This window comes from Streptomyces sp. NPDC048643 (genome assembly GCF_040650615.1).
Classification (GTDB): domain Bacteria; phylum Actinomycetota; class Actinomycetes; order Streptomycetales; family Streptomycetaceae; genus Streptomyces.
The window spans coordinates 98,839-112,959 of the sequence record NZ_JBEZHO010000011.1 but is presented as its reverse complement, the minus strand read 5'-3'; the positions used below and the strand labels follow the sequence as shown (position 1 = coordinate 112,959).

Below are 14,121 nucleotides of genomic sequence, written 5' to 3'. Positions count from 1 at the left end.
TGGCTCCAGGAGCACCACGTTCTCGCCTCCGTCCGCGCGTCACCGCCCCTTCACGATGGCGGTGAACGCGCGGGCGGGGGCGCACGTATGAGGGGAGGGCTCTCGACCGGAGCTCCCGGCGGCTGTGAGGCCGCCTCCGCTCGGCTTCGGGAGCCCCCGCATGAGGCACGCACGACGACGGATCGTCCGACGGGGGGCGCGGTTCGCGGCTGTCGGCGGCCTGCTCTGCGGAGGCCTGATGGTGACGCACGCGATGGCGAGCGAACCGTCCGACTCGTCGCGTGCCACGGGGAGTTCGGTGCGGTCGGCCGTCACGACGGGGGCGGGGCTGGTGTCCCGGCTGGGCACCGCGCGCACCGCCGGGACGTGGGTCGCCGACGACGGGCGCCCCGTCGTCGCGGTCACCGACACGGACGCGGCAGCGGAGGTGAAGCGGGCCGGTGCCCGCCCGAAGGTCGTGCCGCACAGCATGCGTGACCTCAAGTCGGCGACACGTGAGCTGAGTTCGGCGCCGCGGGTGCCGGGTACCGCCTGGGCGGTGGACTACACGAAGAACGAGGTCGTCGTGCAGGCGGACAGCACCGTCTCGGCGTCGGACTGGTCGCGGATGACGAAGCTGGCCGACGGCATCGGGGACGAGGTGCGGATGCGGCGCACCCAGGGCACGTTCACCACCCGGGTGAACGGCGCCTCGGCGATCTTCTCCACGGGAGGGCGCTGTTCGGCGGGCTTCAACGTCACCAACGCGAGTGGCGAGTTCATCCTCACGGCCGGGCACTGCGGTCCGGCCGGTTCCGTGTGGTTCTCCGACAACTCAGCGCGCCAACAGGTGGGTCGGACCGTCACGACGGCCTTTCCCGGCAGCGACTTCTCCCTCGTGCAGTACGACGCCGGGCAGGCGCCTGCCGCGGGGAGCAACATCGTCGCGATCGGCGGCGGCAACGGTGTACGGATCAACGGCGCCGCCGATCCGGCCGTCGGACAGCGGGTCTTCCGCAGTGGCAGCACCAGTGGTCTGCGCGACGGGAAGGTGACCGCGCTGGGTGCGACGGTCAACTACCCGGAGGGGACGGTGACCGGGCTGATCGAGACCACGGTGTGCGCCGAACCGGGCGACAGCGGAGGCCCGTTGTTCTCCGAGGGCATCGCGCTCGGGGTGACCTCGGGCGGCAACGGCGACTGCACGAGCGGCGGTACGACGTTCTTCCAGCCGGTGACGAAGGCCCTCACGGCGCTCGGAGTACAGCTCGCCGGTCAGGGGCAGGGCGCCGGCGGCGCGGCGGCGACCTCGTCGATCGCGCCCTCCGCGCAGGCTTCGGCGGCCTCGCGGGGCGCGGCCGCGGCACCGGGGTCGGTGGCACCCGGCGCGGTGGAGGCGGTGGGCGGTTCGGGGACGGCGCAGACGTTCGTGTCACGGATCACGGACCCGCGGAACGTCGGCCCGGGCCTGCTCGTCATCGCGGGAAGCATCATCGCGCTGGTGGCGACACGCTTCGTCCGCTCGGAGCAGGACCGCAAGGCCTATCGGAGGCAGTACTCCCAGAGTTGGGGGTGAGTCAGGCGGCCTGTGTGGCCGAGGGCGAGTCGGCTTGTGCCCACTCGAGCACAAGCCGCTGGTACTCCCGCCGCTCTTCCATGCTCAGCGTCCCGCCCGCCCGGAACCACAGGGCCCTAATCTCCTCGTTGACCTGGTCGGCAGAGCGCCTGGTCTCGGTGTCAGGAGTGGTGGACATGATGTGAAGCATACGGTCCTTGCCGTGAAGACGATGTGAGTAAAGGTACACCGGACGACATTACGGACCGTGAAGCTCATCACTCAGGTGCCGGGCTTGCGTCCATACACGTAGACGTCGTCGCCGTTCTTCAGCAGCGACCAGTACTTCTTGGCCGTGGTCGAGGTCATGTTGACGCAGCCGTGCGAGCCAGGCGGGTTCCACATGCTGACGCCCACCGAGTGGAAGGCCTGCCCGCCGTCGAAGAACTGGCTGTAGGGCATGGCCACGTGGTAGATGCTCGACACGTGGTCGATGTGCCGCCAGTAGATCTTCTTCAGGCCGGTGCGGGTCTCGTAGCCGTTGCGGCCGGTGCGGACCGGGACCGGACCGTAGACCAGGCGGCTGCCGTCCTGGATCCAGCTGATCTGCAGCGTGAGGTTGACGCAGGCGATCCGGCCCTTGTTCACCGGGCACTTGCCGTCCTTGTTGGGCTTGTTGCCCACGGCCTTCTGCTTGTTCATGAGATCCATCACGCCCCAGGTGACGGGTCCCGCGTAGCCGATGTTCGGGGTGATGCCGTGCTTGGTCTGGAAGGCCTTGATCGCCTTGCAGTCGGCGCTCGACTGCCGGCCGTCGACCGGACGCCCGAGGAACTTCTCCACCTGCTTCTGGTTCGGGCCGGTGGATGTGGTGCAGCTCGCCGCCTGCGCGGGCGCCGCGCCCAGGGCGAGGGTGAGCGGTGCGACCAGTCCGGTGATCCCGAGCGCGACGGCTCCTCGTCTGCGTATGTCCCCCATGGCGGGCCTTCCGTGTCGTGTCCATCGTGTTGTCTGCCTGCCTAGACCGCCCTTGAGCCCATTTCGTTGTGCGGCGGTTCGAGCTGGGACCGAACGGTGACATTCCTCGCCGATCGGCGTCGCTCGGCATCGGTCCAGTTCCTGCGGATTGGACCGGGGCACGGGCGGGGTGACGTGCCTAGGCTGCGCTCATGCATCCCGCTCTCGCCGAGGACCTCGCGCGTTTCCCCGAACTCCTCCAGGCCGCCCGTGATGTCGCCGCCCGGGAGCTGAGCGGTCTGGACGGCCGCCCGGTCGCCCATCCGGGCGGCGCGCCCGGCCCCGCGCCCCTGCCCGTCGAGGGTGAGGGCGCGACGGGTGCCCTCGCCCGGTTCGCGGGTCAGTGGGCACCGGGGTTCTCCGGCTCCGCCGGCCCGCGCTACCTCGGCTTCGTCACGGGAGGCGCGACACCCGCCTCCCTCACCGGGGACTGGCTGACCGGTGCCTTCGACCAGAACGTGTCCGGGAGTGCCGGTTCCTTCGCGAGCGCCCTGGAGCACGAGACGCTCGGGTGGCTGCGCGAGCTGTTCGGGCTGGGCGAGGAACACCGCGGGGCGTTCGTGAGCGGGGCGACGGTCTCCAACACGGTGGGACTGGCCGTCGCGCGGGAATGGCTCGGTGAACGCCGGGGGGTGTCGGTCGAGCGCGAGGGCGCCGCCGCGCTGGGCCCGGTGACCGTGCTGTCGGGCAGCCCGCACTCCAGCGTCGCCAAAGCGCTGTCCGTGCTCGGCCTCGGCCGGGACAGCCTGCGTCCGGTGCCGGTGCTGCCCGGCAACCGCGAGGCCGTGGACGTCGCGGCGCTGGACGCCGCGCTCGGCGCACTCGACGGCCCTGCCGTCGTCGTGGCGAACGCGGGGACGGTGAACACGGTCGACTTCGACGACCTGCGGGCGATCGCCGCGCTCCGGGAGCGTCACGACTTCTGGCTGCACGTCGACGCCGCGTTCGGCGGCTTCGCCGCCCTGTCCCCCGCGTACGCCCCACTGGTCGCGGGCCTGGACGCGGCCGACTCCGTCTGCGTCGACCTGCACAAGTGGCTGAACGTCCCCTATGACGCGGCCGTGCAGTTCACCCGCCGCCAGGATCTCCAGGTGCGGGTCTTCCACAACGCCTCGCCCTATCTGGGACTCCCCACCGGCGAACCGGACTTCCTGCACCTGACGCCGGAGAACTCCCGCCGGCTGCGGGCGCTCCCGGCCTGGTTCTCCCTGGCGGCGTACGGCCGGGCGGGACATCGCGAGATCGTCGAGCGGAACGTCGCGCTCGCCCGGCGTCTCGGCGAGCGGATCGCCGGCGTGCCGGGACTGCGCCTTCTCGCGCCGGTCCGGCTGAACGTCGTCTGCTTCACGCTCGCCGACGATCCGAGCGAGCGGCGGGTGCGCGAGCTGGCCGCCGCGATCGCCGACTCGGGCGAGGCGTTCGTGACCCCGACGTTCTACGCGGGGACGCACGGACTGCGGGCCGCGTTCAGCAACTGGCGCACGACGGAGGAGGACACGGACCGCGTGTTCGAGGCACTCGTGCGCTCCGGTGCGGACGCGCGCTCCTGAGGCCGTTCAGCCTTCCGCGTCGTCTTCGCCAGGGCGCCGGAGAACCTGCCGGAAGCCGGTGTTGACGGCCAGCACCCCGCCGTCGACGCGCAGGGTCGTGCCGGTGATCCAGGAGGCGTCGGCGGAGGCGAGGAAGGCGACGGCGGCGGCGATGTCTTCCGGTTCGCCGACCCTGCCGAGCGGATACAGCCCGGACGCGATGGCGAGATCGTCCTCGCGGCCCTCCCAGGCCGTCGTGCGGACGGTGCCCGGCGCCACCAGGTTGACGCGCACCCCACGTCGGCCCGCGTGCCCGGCCAGGGTGCGGGTGAGTGACATCAGCCCCGCCTTGGCCGCGCTGTAGGCGTGGTTGCCGAAGTCCTGGATGCCGTTGACGGAGCCGATGGTGACGATGGCGCCGCGGCCCGAGGCCACCAGGTGCGGGAGGGCCGCGCGCGAGCAGCGGTAGGCGCCGCTCAGCGTGATGTCCAGGTCCAGGGCCCAGTCCTCGTCCCCCTCGTCCTCGAAGAGCGGGGCGTCCGGGGTGCACCGGTAGGCGTTGTTGACCAGCACGTCGAGGGAGCCGAAGGTCTCCACCGCGTACGCCACCGCGGCCTCGACCTGGGTCCTGTCGCCCACGTCGCAGGTGAACGCCTCGGCGCGGCCGCCGAGTTCGCGCAGCGTGCCCGCGGCCTTCTCGGCCGCCGCCAGGTCCACGTCGGTGACGAGGACCTGGGCACCCTCCTCGACGAACCGGCGGGCGGTCGCCGCGCCGATGCCCCGGGCAGCGCCCGTGATCAGAACTCCGTGTCCCTCGAATCGCCTCATCGCAGTCATGGCAGGGAACGTACTGCCATGATCGCCGCCGCGACAGACGTCGTACGCCCGCGATCTCGTCCGGGCCGCGGACCTCCGGCTCCCTGATTGCGGCGCCGGCCGCCCTCGTGGGCGGTTCCCTCACCGGTAGCCGGTCACGTCCGCGGGCCTCCCCTTGTCCTGGACCTCGACCATGTAGCGCCAGGCGTCCGGGCGGCTGCCGTCCCGGTCGGTGAAGCCGTACTCCCGGGCGAGCCGACCGCCGGAGAGCGACTGCCCGTTCCAGCGGGCGACGTCCGGGTCAGCGGCCAGCGCGGCGACCGCGCGCCCCACGTAGAACGGCGTCTCGGAGATGGCGAAGTGCGGGACGCGTTCCTCGGCGTCGTGCCAGTTCTCCTCGGTCACGCCGAAGGCTTCGAGCATGATCTCCGAGCGCATCCAGCCGGGGGTGAGGGCGACGGCCGTGGCGCCGCGCGGGCCCAGTTCGTGTCCGAGGGCGAACGCCATGCGCAGGACGGCCGACTTGGCGATGTCGTAGAAGAAGGAGACCCGGTAGGTGTCGCGGTTGTACTCCGCCGTGCCGTCGGTCATCTCGACGACCAGGCCGCCGGACGTGCGCAGCAGCAGGGGCAGGGCGTGGTGGCTGGTGACGGCGTGCGTCTCGACGGCGAGCCGCAGGAGGCGCAGGCCGTTGTCGAGGTCGTGCTCCCAGACGGGGGTGTCCCACTCGAAGAGTTTCTCGGAGCCCCAGATGTCGTTCACCAGGACGTCCAGGCGCCCCTGTTCGTCCGCGATGCGGGCGACGAGGGCCTCGACCTCGGCCGGTACGAGGTGGTCCGTGGGGACGGCGATGCCCCGGCCGCCTGCAGCGGTGACCAGGTCGGCGGTGTCCTCGATGGTCTCCGGACGGTCGTACTCGGAGCGCCGGGCGCGGGTGCTCCGCCCGGTCACGTAGACGGTGGCGCCCGCCGCGCCCAGTTCCACCGCGATCCCACGGCCCGCTCCCCTGGTCCCGCCCGCGACCAGCGCGACCTTGTCCCGCAGCGTGCCTTCCGACGGCCCTGACATGTCCGACCTCCGTACCATGGCGCACCCGGGCTGTCCCCGCCCGTGTGTCGCTCCGAGCCTCTCCCGGAAGCCGGACATCTTGTGTCAGGTATTTCGGAGCGTTGCGGCTGTGTCGCGGCGTGCCTGCCCGGCGGGCCCAGGGAGGGCCGCCGGGTCCGGCTCGTGCGGGCGGCTCGTACGGGTGTCAGTGCCCGCGGGCGATCCACTCCTCCAGGTGGGGGGCCTCCGCGCCGATCGTGGTCGTGTCGCCGTGTCCCGTCCGCACGACCGTGTCGGCCGGCAGGGCGAGCAGCCGGTCACGGATCGAGTCGATGATCGTCGGGAAGTGGGAGTAGGACCGGCCGGTCGCGCCCGGCCCGCCCTGGAAGAGGGTGTCACCGGAGAACAGGGTGCCGAGGCCCGGGTCGTAGAGGCAGACCGCGCCCGGTGCGTGGCCCGGGGTGTGCAAGACGGTGAGGTCCGCGCCCGCCGCCGCGATGACCTGCCCGTCCTGGAGCCAGGCGTCGGGCAGCCGGTCCGGGTGCGTGACCTTCCACAGGGGGAGGTCGTCGGGGTGCAGCCAGATCGTGGCACCGGTGCGCTCGGCCAGCGCCGGGGCCGCGTCGATGTGGTCGTTGTGGGCGTGCGTGCACACGATCGCGGTCAGCCGGCGGTCGCCCACCGCCTCGACGATGGCGTCGGCGTCGTGCGCGGCGTCGATGACGATCGCCTCGTGGTCGTCGCCCACGATCCACACGTTGTTGTCGACGTCCCAGGTGCCGCCGTCGAGCGAGAACGTGCCCGAGGTGACGAGGAGTTCGATGCGGGCGGCCATCACAGCATCACCACCGAGCGCAGCACGTCGCCGTGGTGCATCCGCTCGAAGGCGGCCTCGATGTCGTCCAGCGCGATCGTCTCGCTGACGAACGCGCCGAGGTCCAGGCGGCCCTGGAGGTGCAGGTCGATCAGCATCGGGAAGTCGCGGGAGGGCAGACAGTCGCCGTACCAGGACGACTTGAGGGAGCCGCCGCGGCCGAAGACGTCGAGCAGCGGGAGTTCGAGCTTCATCTCCGGGGTGGGGACACCGACGAGGACGACCGTGCCGGCGAGGTCGCGGGCGTAGAAGGCCTGCTGGTACGTCTCCGGGCGGCCCACGGCGTCGATGACGACGTCGGCGCCGAAGCCGCCGGTCAGGCCGCGGATCGCCTCGACGGCGTCGTTCTCACGGGAGTTGACGGTGTGGGTCGCGCCGAGCTTCTCGGCGGTCGTCAGCTTGCGGTCGTCGATGTCCACGGCGATGATCTTCGCGGCGCCCGCGAGGCGGGCCCCCGCGATCGCCGCGTCGCCGACTCCGCCGCAGCCGATCACGGCGACCGTGTCGCCCCGGCCGACGTTGCCCGTGTTGATGGCAGCCCCGATGCCGGCCATCACCCCGCAGCCGAGGAGACCGGCCACCGCCGGGGAGACGGAGGGATCGACCTTGGTGCACTGGCCGGCGGCGACGAGCGTCTTCTCCGCGAAGGCGCCGATACCCAGCGCCGGGGACAGCTCGGTGCCGTCCGTCAGGGTCATCCTCTGCTTCGCGTTGTGGGTGTCGAAGCAGTACCAGGGCCGCCCGCGCAGACAGGCACGGCACTGCCCGCACACCGCGCGCCAGTTGAGGACGACGAAGTCGCCGGGTGCCACGTCCGTGACCCCGTCGCCGACCGACTCCACGATCCCGGCCGCCTCGTGACCGAGCAGGAACGGGAAGTCGTCGTTGATTCCGCCCTGCTTGTAGTGCAGGTCGGTGTGACAGACCCCGCAGGCCTGGATCTTCACCACGGCCTCGCCGGGTCCCGGATCCGGCACGACGATGGTCTCGACACGCACCGGCTCGTTCTTGCCCGGTGCGATCACGCCCCGTACTTCCTGCGCCATGTGACTGAACCCCTTTTCGTAGTCGACGTTCCGTCGAACGACCCTACGGTGTGACCGGCCGGTAGAAGGCCAGGTGGCCCCGGCGTCCGGGGTCCCGTCGCCGACGTAGCCTGAGTGTCCCGTCTCAACTCCCGCGAGGAGCGCCGTGAGCCTGACCGACACCGCGGGGCAGGTGCCCCCGTGGCGCCTGCTGCTCGGGTACGTACGACCGCACCGCTGGGCGCTGTTCGCGGGCGCGCTGCTCGCGCTCGCCACCGGGGCGACCGGCCTGGTGCTGCCGCTGGTGGCGCGCGGGCTGATCGACGACCTGTCGCACGACCGTGCGATCGGCCGCGCGCTGCTCGGGATGGCCGCGCTGGTGGTGACCAACACGGCGGTGGGGGCGCTGGGTTCGTTCGTGCTGCGGCGCACCGCCGAGTCGGTGGTGCTGGGCGCGCGGCGCGCCCTGTCGTCGTATCTGCTGCGGCTGCGGATACCCGCGGTGGACCGCAGTGAGCCCGGCGACCTGATGGCCCGCATCACCTCGGACACGACCCTGCTGCGCGAGGTCACCACCGATTCGCTGGTCGGCCTCGGCACGGGTGGTCTCACGCTGGTGGCGACGGTCGTGATGATGGGGCTGGTCGACGTGGTGCTCCTCGGCGTCACCGTGGGCGTGGTGCTGTGCGCGGGGACGGTGCTCGGCCTGATCGTGCCGCGCATCAACCGGGCCAGCAGGCGGGCGCAGGACGCGGTCGGGGCGATGGGGGCAGCGCTGGAGCGGACCCTCGGCGCCCTGCGCACGGTCAAGGCCTCCGGCGCGGAGCACCGCGAGGAGGCGACCGTCCACGCGGCGGCCGAGGAGTCCTGGCGGCAGAGCGTGCGGGCCGCCAAGTGGTCGGCGGCGGCGGGCAACACGGCCGGTCTGGCCATGCAGACCGCCTTCATCACGGTCCTCGCGGTGGGCGGCGCCCGCGTCGCGACGGGCGCCATCGACGTGGGCACCCTGGTCGCCTTCCTGCTCTACGTGTTCTATCTGATGTCGCCCATCCAGCAGGTGGTGGGAGCGGTCACGCAGTACCAGTCCGGCGCCGCCGCCCTCTCCCGGATCGAGGAGGCCCTGCGGCTGCCCGCCGAACCGGCCGCCCGGCCCGCGCCGCTGCCCACCCCGGGCGCCGAGCCCGCCGCGCTCGCCTTCGACGACGTCCGCTTCCGGTACGCGGACGATCTGCCGTACGTCCACCACGGGGTGACGTTCACCGTCCCGGCCCGTGGACTCACCGCGTTCGTCGGCCCGTCCGGCGCGGGCAAGACCACGGTGTTCTCGCTCATCGAGCGGTTCTACGACCCCGAGGCCGGCCGGATCACGGTGGACGGCCGGGCGCTGGAGGACTGGGACCTGCCGCTGCTCCGGTCCGCCATCGGATACGTGGAGCAGGACGCCCCGGTGCTGTCGGGTTCGCTGCGGGACAACCTCCTGATGGGCAATCCCGAGGCGGAGGAGGGCGAGCTGACCCGGGTGCTCAAGACGACCCGCCTGGACGGTCTGGTCTCCCGGCTGCCGCGCGGGCTCGAGACGCTCGTCGGCCATCGCGGCACGAAGCTGTCGGGCGGTGAGCGCCAGCGCGTCGCGATCGCCCGGGCCCTGCTGCGCCGTCCCCGGCTGCTGCTCCTCGACGAGGCCACCTCGCAGCTCGACGCCGTGAACGAGGCCGCGCTGCGGGACACGGTCGCCGACGTGGCGCGGACGACGACGGTGCTGGTGGTCGCGCACCGGCTGTCCACCGTGACGACGGCCGACCGCATCGTGGTCATGGACGCCGGCCGCGTCCGCGCCGTCGGCACGCACCGGGAGCTGGTGGCCGCCGACCCGCTCTACGCCGAACTGGCCACCACCCAGTTCCTCGCGACCGCCGGCTGAGCCGGGGAGGGCCCGACCGGTGCCGGGGAGCGCGGCAGAGGCCGGCGAAGGGACGGGCCGGGGCCGCCGTCGGCACCCGCCCAGGGTCCGGCACCGGCACCGGCACCGGCCGAAATGTGCCGTTGCCGCCCCTTCCGGCGAGGCCGCGGCGATCGCCTCGGGGGGGGTGCCGCGGTCATCGCCCAGAAGGGGTCGAGGTCATCGCGCCGGACCGCACCGGGGCCAGGAACAGGGGAACTGTCGTGCGGATCGGCGCGAAACAGCGGTGATCCACACGACCCCTCCCGAACCGCCACCGTTCGCTCACGGTGAGCGATGTCCTGGAATTCCTTGGCCGAGGACCGCCTCTCCTTTAAGGTGATGCCTCCTTCCGCCACTCGGGGCGCCGTCCGCTCGGCGTGCGCCCCTCACCAGGCGGCAGGGCACGTCCCACCCGGATACACAGGCGACTCATGACGGTCAACATCGGACACCCGGCCGGGCAGGCCATCCCCGAGGACACCTCCGCGGCCTCCGTCGGCACACCCGCCGGGCTGGAAGTGGTCCCGCTGGCCGCCCTGCGCGCGGCGTCCCACAGCCGTGGGAGCGGTGTCGACGTGCCGCAGCGCCCCACCTGTCACCACCTGCTGACGCTCTCCTCCGGCACCGCGCGGCCCGCCGTGGACTTCACCGCCTACGACGTCCGGCCGGAGACCTGGCTGTGGGCCCGCCCCGGGCAGGTCCTCCAGTGGGGAGACCTCACGCACGCCGAGGGAACGCTGATCGTCTTCGAGCGCGACGTCCCGGACCCGGCCACCGTGCGGGCGGCGGGGCTCGACGATCCGCACGCGCGGGTGCTGCGCATCCCGGAAGCCGAGGACGCCGTGTCCCTGCGGGTGGCGGCCGATCATCTGCGGCACGAGTTCCTGGGCCGCGGCGGACTCCCGGCCGACGCGCACACCGCCGTACTGCGTCGCCTGCTGGACGTGCTGATCCTGCGCGTGGCCCATCTCGGCACGCCGGGCGACCCGGGCCACGAACCAAGCGAAACCTTTCTGCGGTTCCGTGGCGCGGTCGAGCGGGACTTCGCGCGCACCCGCCGTGTCGACGACTACGCCGTCGCCCTCGGCTACTCGACGCGGACACTGTCCCGGGCGACCCTGGACGCGGCGGGGGTCGGCGCCAAGGAGTTCGTCGACCGCCGGGTCGTCCTGGAGGCGAAGCGGCTGCTCGCCCACACCGACCTGCCGGCCGCCCGGATCGCCGGCCGGCTGGGCTTCTCCAGCGCCACGAACTTCGCGAAGTACTTCCACCAGCGGGCCGGTCAGGCCCCGATCGCGTTCCGCACCACGGTCCGGGGGGAGAGCCCGGCCGGGGCCTGAGCCCCGGACTTGCCTCCCGCGCGTGGGCGCCCACCGGGTGAACACCGCCGGCGGCACACACGGAGGGCCTCCGCGGAACGTGATCGTTTCGCGGAGGCCCTCCGTCGCGGCGCCGGAACCGGCGGTCGCGCTGCTAGCTCTCGATGCCGCCGAGGAGCCCGGTGACGGGCGCGGCCAGGTCGGTGACCTGGTGGAGCTGGTTCAGGTCGTTCAGCCCGTTGAGGCCCTTGAGCTGCTCGGAGGGCCGCGGGAGCTGCGCCTGGTGCTCGGCCGGGATGTCGCTCAGGGCGAGCGAGTCGAGCGTCGCGATGGGGTTCAGCTTCCCGGCGTCGTGGGCCTCGGAGCCCGCCGCGGCCGCCATCGGCGCGGCGAGTCCCGTGACGCCGATGGCGAGACCAACGGCGGCGGCGATACGTCGTGTTGAGATCATGCTTTCAGCAACGGCCGCAGCCCCCGGCCGGACACGGGCCGCTCGCCGGGCTCACCCGAGAGGCTCATCCCGTGGGCCCGCGTTTGCCGTGCGCCCCGGGGCGGAGGAGTCTCGGTACAGAGGCCCTTCGCGGTCGGCTCCTGGCCGGTCGCGGACTTCCCGAGGAGGTCACCATGGGCACAGCGGCAGCCCCCGCCTTCGACACCGAAGCGCTGCGCCGGGGCATCGAAGGACACAGGGCGGCAGATCTGCTGTCGCTCTACGCCGACGACGCGGAACTGCGTGTCGTCGACCGGAACACCCAGCCCAGCCATCCGATGGTCAAACACGGTCGCGCCGAGATCGGCGACATGCTCGACGACGTGTACAGCCGGGACATGACGCACAGGATGGACCAGTGCGTCGTCCAGGGCGACCACGTCGCCTTCACCGAGTCCTGCGAGTACCCCGACGGGGTCCGGGTGATGAGCACGTCGATGATGTCGCTCCGCGACGGGAAGATCGTCGACCAGACGCTGGTCCAGGCATGGGACGAGTAGGAAGGAACTGGCCGAAGGTCCAGATCAGGTCCAGTCTGACCTGGACCTTCTCGGCGACCGCGGGAATGGGCCGGTCCCGGCCCACGCGGGCGCGGCGCCGGCCGGTCTCCGCGGCGGGCCTGCGGGTGTCCGCCTCTCTGCTGGACTCGCTCCTCAGAGCGGCGCGTTCCCAGCCGCCGCCGGGGACTGGGCGGGCCGCCCGCCGGCTGCGTATCCGACGGCGGTGAGCCCGACCCCCGGCGCCGGTGGGCGGACGGGGATCGCCGGTGCCGGTCGGCCCGAAGCCGCAGTTCCGCCGGAGCGGACCGTCCCGGGAGACGAGCGGGCCGGAGCGGTCAGCGCAGCCACGCGGAGTAGGACATCACGTCGCCCGCCTTCACGCCGTACTCGCGCTCGCCCCGGGTGACGGTGTCCTCCAGACCGAGGACCGATCCGGTCGCCGGGTCCAGGATGAGCATCCTGCGGACCGCGTGGGCCTTGTCGTCGTAGACGTACGCCTGCCCGGGGCGGCCCAGCCGGTCGGTCACCGCTCCGACGGGGCGCAGGCCCGGCGCTTCGGCGAGGACGCGGGTGAGCGCGGCGGTCTCGCGGCTGCCGAGCGTCCAGTTGGCCAGCAGCTCGCTGACGGCGTCGAGGAGTCCGGGGGTGTCCATGGCGTCGAGCCGATCGATCTCCTCCAGGTAGGCGCGCAACCGCCGTGCGTCGTGCGGGGGTTCGGCGCTCGGCGGGGCGTCGCTCCAGCTCGGCGGGTACGTCTGCCGGCTGATGACGTGGCCGTCCTCGACCGTGCGGGGGACGGGGTCGGCGTCGGTGACGACGGGCTTCCCGGGGTGGCGCGGGTCGGTCGCCACGACCAGCTCCGTGTGACTGCCGTCCGGCGCCCAACGCACGACGCGTTCCTCGGGCAGGGTGACGGGCGGCCGGGCTCCGGGCCCCGAGGTCATGCTCAGGCTCCAGGTCTGGACGTGGGTGCCCTGGCGGAGCCGGAGTCCCGCGCCCTGCGCTGCGGCCCGGTCGGCGAGCACGTCCAGAGGCAGCGGGGCGGAGCCGGTCTCGACGATGAGGGGGCGCGGGGCGGCGACGGCGGGGACGGTGCCGGGCCCGGACAGGGTCAGGGCCAGGACGACGGCGCCGACGGCGGCGGCGGCCGTGACGGTCCAGGCCCAGTCGCGGGGGCGGCGCGGCCGGAGGGCGTCGAGCAGCCGGCCGAGGTGGGGCGGGCGGCCGGTCCGGGCGGGGTGTTCGCGGCCGGTGCGGGTCAGGACCCGGAGACGGCGTTCGGCCCCCGGGTCGAGCGGGCGGTCGTGGAAACGGGGGTCGTCGGCGGGCACCGGGTTGGCGCGGCGCAGCAGGTCGAGTTCGTCAGCCATGGCCGTGTTCCTTCGGGGTGTCGCGACGGAGGGGTGCGGGACCGGCGGCCACGCTGGTCCGCGGGCCGTCTATCTCGGCGGCGAGCCGGCGGCGGGCGCGGTGCAGACGCATCGCCGCGGCGCGGCTGCCGCAGCCGAGCGCGACGGCGATCTCGTCGACACCGAGTTCCTCCCAGGCCGTCAGGCGCAGGACTTCCTGGTCGGCCGGGGAGAGTCGGCCCAGCGCCTCGTGCACCCAGTCGGCGGGCGAACCGGCGTCGGGGCCCTGGACGACGTGCTTGCCGTGCGCGCTCTCGTCGTTGCCGATCCGGTCGAGGAGCCTGCGGCGGCGCCCGTAGCCGCGTACCGCGTTGGCCAGGCAGTGCCGGGCCACCCCGTACAGCCAGGGAAGAGGGGTGGCCGGGAGGTCGTTCCGCCGTCGCCAGGCGACGGTGAAGACCTCGGCCACCACCTCCTCGACATCACTGCTCCGGCCGTCCAGTCGCCGCGCAACGTAGCGGCTGACCGCCCAGTAGTGCTCGCGATAGGCAGCGGCGAAGCTCTCGTCGTTGCTCATGATGGGTAGGTGTCCGGCACGTCCCTCGTGGTCACACCCGTCCGGTGTGACGCTCGTCGCAGGCCCCCAGTGTGACGGCCGTACGGACGCCGGACACAGGCG

14 protein-coding genes are annotated in these 14,121 nt (G+C 72.8%); 5 read left to right on the top strand and 9 right to left on the bottom strand.

Annotation, left to right across the window (positions count from 1 at the left end):
* Positions 1-160: 160 nt before the first annotated feature.
* A complete protein-coding gene (locus AB0C62_RS13970; protein ID WP_362972721.1) occupies positions 161-1,555 on the top strand; it encodes a S1 family peptidase in 1,395 nt (464 codons plus the stop codon).
* A gap of 1 nt (position 1,556) precedes the next feature.
* Here AB0C62_RS13970 and AB0C62_RS13965 read toward each other — a convergent pair whose 3' ends face one another.
* Both AB0C62_RS13965 and AB0C62_RS13960 read right to left on the bottom strand, forming a co-directional pair.
* Positions 1,557-1,745, bottom strand: coding sequence for a hypothetical protein (locus AB0C62_RS13965; protein ID WP_362972719.1), 189 nt, complete (start codon positions 1,743-1,745; stop codon positions 1,557-1,559).
* A 71-nt stretch (positions 1,746-1,816) separates the two neighbouring features.
* Positions 1,817-2,512, bottom strand: coding sequence for a L,D-transpeptidase family protein (locus AB0C62_RS13960; protein WP_362972717.1), 696 nt, complete (start codon positions 2,510-2,512; stop codon positions 1,817-1,819).
* Positions 2,513-2,703: 191 nt separating this feature from the next.
* Here AB0C62_RS13960 and AB0C62_RS13955 point away from each other — a divergent pair, with 191 nt between their 5' ends.
* Positions 2,704-4,101 (top strand): pyridoxal-dependent decarboxylase, encoded by a 1,398-nt coding sequence (locus AB0C62_RS13955; protein ID WP_362972715.1) that lies wholly within the window; start codon positions 2,704-2,706, stop codon positions 4,099-4,101.
* A gap of 6 nt (positions 4,102-4,107) precedes the next feature.
* Here the strand turns inward: AB0C62_RS13955 and AB0C62_RS13950 are convergent, their stop codons facing one another.
* From AB0C62_RS13950 to AB0C62_RS13935, 4 genes are all read right to left on the bottom strand, one after another.
* A complete protein-coding gene (locus AB0C62_RS13950) occupies positions 4,108-4,917 on the bottom strand; it encodes an SDR family NAD(P)-dependent oxidoreductase (RefSeq protein WP_362972713.1) in 810 nt (269 codons plus the stop codon).
* Positions 4,918-5,037: 120 nt separating this feature from the next.
* Positions 5,038-5,964, bottom strand: coding sequence for an SDR family oxidoreductase (locus tag AB0C62_RS13945; protein ID WP_362972711.1), 927 nt, complete (start codon positions 5,962-5,964; stop codon positions 5,038-5,040).
* 184 nt (positions 5,965-6,148) lie between these two features.
* Positions 6,149-6,778 carry an MBL fold metallo-hydrolase gene (locus tag AB0C62_RS13940; RefSeq protein ID WP_362972709.1) on the bottom strand — a complete coding sequence of 210 codons (630 nt, stop codon included), beginning with the start codon at positions 6,776-6,778 and terminating at the stop codon, positions 6,149-6,151.
* Positions 6,778-7,863, bottom strand: a complete 1,086-nt coding sequence (locus AB0C62_RS13935) for an S-(hydroxymethyl)mycothiol dehydrogenase (RefSeq protein ID WP_362972707.1) — start codon at positions 7,861-7,863, stop codon at positions 6,778-6,780. The genes AB0C62_RS13940 and AB0C62_RS13935 overlap by 1 nt, the downstream gene beginning before the upstream one ends.
* A gap of 145 nt (positions 7,864-8,008) precedes the next feature.
* On the opposite strand from AB0C62_RS13935, the gene AB0C62_RS13930 reads away from it, so the two are divergent.
* Positions 8,009-9,763 (top strand): ABC transporter ATP-binding protein, encoded by a 1,755-nt coding sequence (locus tag AB0C62_RS13930; protein WP_362972705.1) that lies wholly within the window; start codon positions 8,009-8,011, stop codon positions 9,761-9,763.
* Positions 9,764-10,215: 452 nt separating this feature from the next.
* Entirely contained in the window at positions 10,216-11,124 is a 909-nt protein-coding gene (locus AB0C62_RS13925; RefSeq protein WP_362972703.1) for an AraC family transcriptional regulator, read from the top strand.
* A gap of 133 nt (positions 11,125-11,257) precedes the next feature.
* Here the strand turns inward: AB0C62_RS13925 and AB0C62_RS13920 are convergent, their stop codons facing one another.
* On the bottom strand, positions 11,258-11,554 hold the full coding sequence (locus tag AB0C62_RS13920; protein WP_362972701.1) for a hypothetical protein: 297 nt from the start codon (positions 11,552-11,554) through the stop codon (positions 11,258-11,260).
* Positions 11,555-11,727: 173 nt separating this feature from the next.
* On the opposite strand from AB0C62_RS13920, the gene AB0C62_RS13915 reads away from it, so the two are divergent.
* Positions 11,728-12,093: a nuclear transport factor 2 family protein gene (locus tag AB0C62_RS13915; protein WP_362972700.1), complete on the top strand. Its 366-nt coding sequence runs from the start codon at positions 11,728-11,730 to the stop codon at positions 12,091-12,093.
* A gap of 335 nt (positions 12,094-12,428) precedes the next feature.
* On the opposite strand, the gene AB0C62_RS13910 is transcribed toward AB0C62_RS13915, so the two are convergent.
* Together AB0C62_RS13910 and AB0C62_RS13905 are read right to left on the bottom strand one after the other, a co-directional pair.
* Positions 12,429-13,463 carry a CU044_5270 family protein gene (locus AB0C62_RS13910; RefSeq protein ID WP_362972698.1) on the bottom strand — a complete coding sequence of 345 codons (1,035 nt, stop codon included), beginning with the start codon at positions 13,461-13,463 and terminating at the stop codon, positions 12,429-12,431.
* A complete protein-coding gene (locus AB0C62_RS13905; RefSeq protein WP_362972696.1) occupies positions 13,456-14,019 on the bottom strand; it encodes a sigma-70 family RNA polymerase sigma factor in 564 nt (187 codons plus the stop codon). Before AB0C62_RS13905 ends, AB0C62_RS13910 begins: the two co-directional genes overlap by 8 nt.
* Positions 14,020-14,121 lie beyond the last annotated feature (102 nt).

What these genes read in the sequence shown, in the direction of transcription:
- AB0C62_RS13950 (WP_362972713.1), bottom strand. Translation starts at nt 4,917, where the DNA reads ATGACTGCGATGAGGCGATTCGAGGGACACGGAGTTCTGATCACGGGC.
- AB0C62_RS13915 (WP_362972700.1), top strand. Translation starts at nt 11,728, where the DNA reads ATGGGCACAGCGGCAGCCCCCGCCTTCGACACCGAAGCGCTGCGCCGG.
- AB0C62_RS13910 (WP_362972698.1), bottom strand. Translation starts at nt 13,463, where the DNA reads ATGGCTGACGAACTCGACCTGCTGCGCCGCGCCAACCCGGTGCCCGCC.
- AB0C62_RS13905 (WP_362972696.1), bottom strand. Translation starts at nt 14,019, where the DNA reads ATGAGCAACGACGAGAGCTTCGCCGCTGCCTATCGCGAGCACTACTGG.
- AB0C62_RS13925 (WP_362972703.1), top strand. Translation starts at nt 10,216, where the DNA reads ATGACGGTCAACATCGGACACCCGGCCGGGCAGGCCATCCCCGAGGAC.
- AB0C62_RS13935 (WP_362972707.1), bottom strand. Translation starts at nt 7,863, where the DNA reads ATGGCGCAGGAAGTACGGGGCGTGATCGCACCGGGCAAGAACGAGCCG.
- AB0C62_RS13945 (WP_362972711.1), bottom strand. Translation starts at nt 5,964, where the DNA reads ATGTCAGGGCCGTCGGAAGGCACGCTGCGGGACAAGGTCGCGCTGGTC.
- AB0C62_RS13965 (WP_362972719.1), bottom strand. Translation starts at nt 1,745, where the DNA reads ATGCTTCACATCATGTCCACCACTCCTGACACCGAGACCAGGCGCTCT.
- AB0C62_RS13920 (WP_362972701.1), bottom strand. Translation starts at nt 11,554, where the DNA reads ATGATCTCAACACGACGTATCGCCGCCGCCGTTGGTCTCGCCATCGGC.
- AB0C62_RS13970 (WP_362972721.1), top strand. Translation starts at nt 161, where the DNA reads ATGAGGCACGCACGACGACGGATCGTCCGACGGGGGGCGCGGTTCGCG.
- AB0C62_RS13955 (WP_362972715.1), top strand. Translation starts at nt 2,704, where the DNA reads ATGCATCCCGCTCTCGCCGAGGACCTCGCGCGTTTCCCCGAACTCCTC.
- AB0C62_RS13960 (WP_362972717.1), bottom strand. Translation starts at nt 2,512, where the DNA reads ATGGGGGACATACGCAGACGAGGAGCCGTCGCGCTCGGGATCACCGGA.
- AB0C62_RS13940 (WP_362972709.1), bottom strand. Translation starts at nt 6,778, where the DNA reads ATGGCCGCCCGCATCGAACTCCTCGTCACCTCGGGCACGTTCTCGCTC.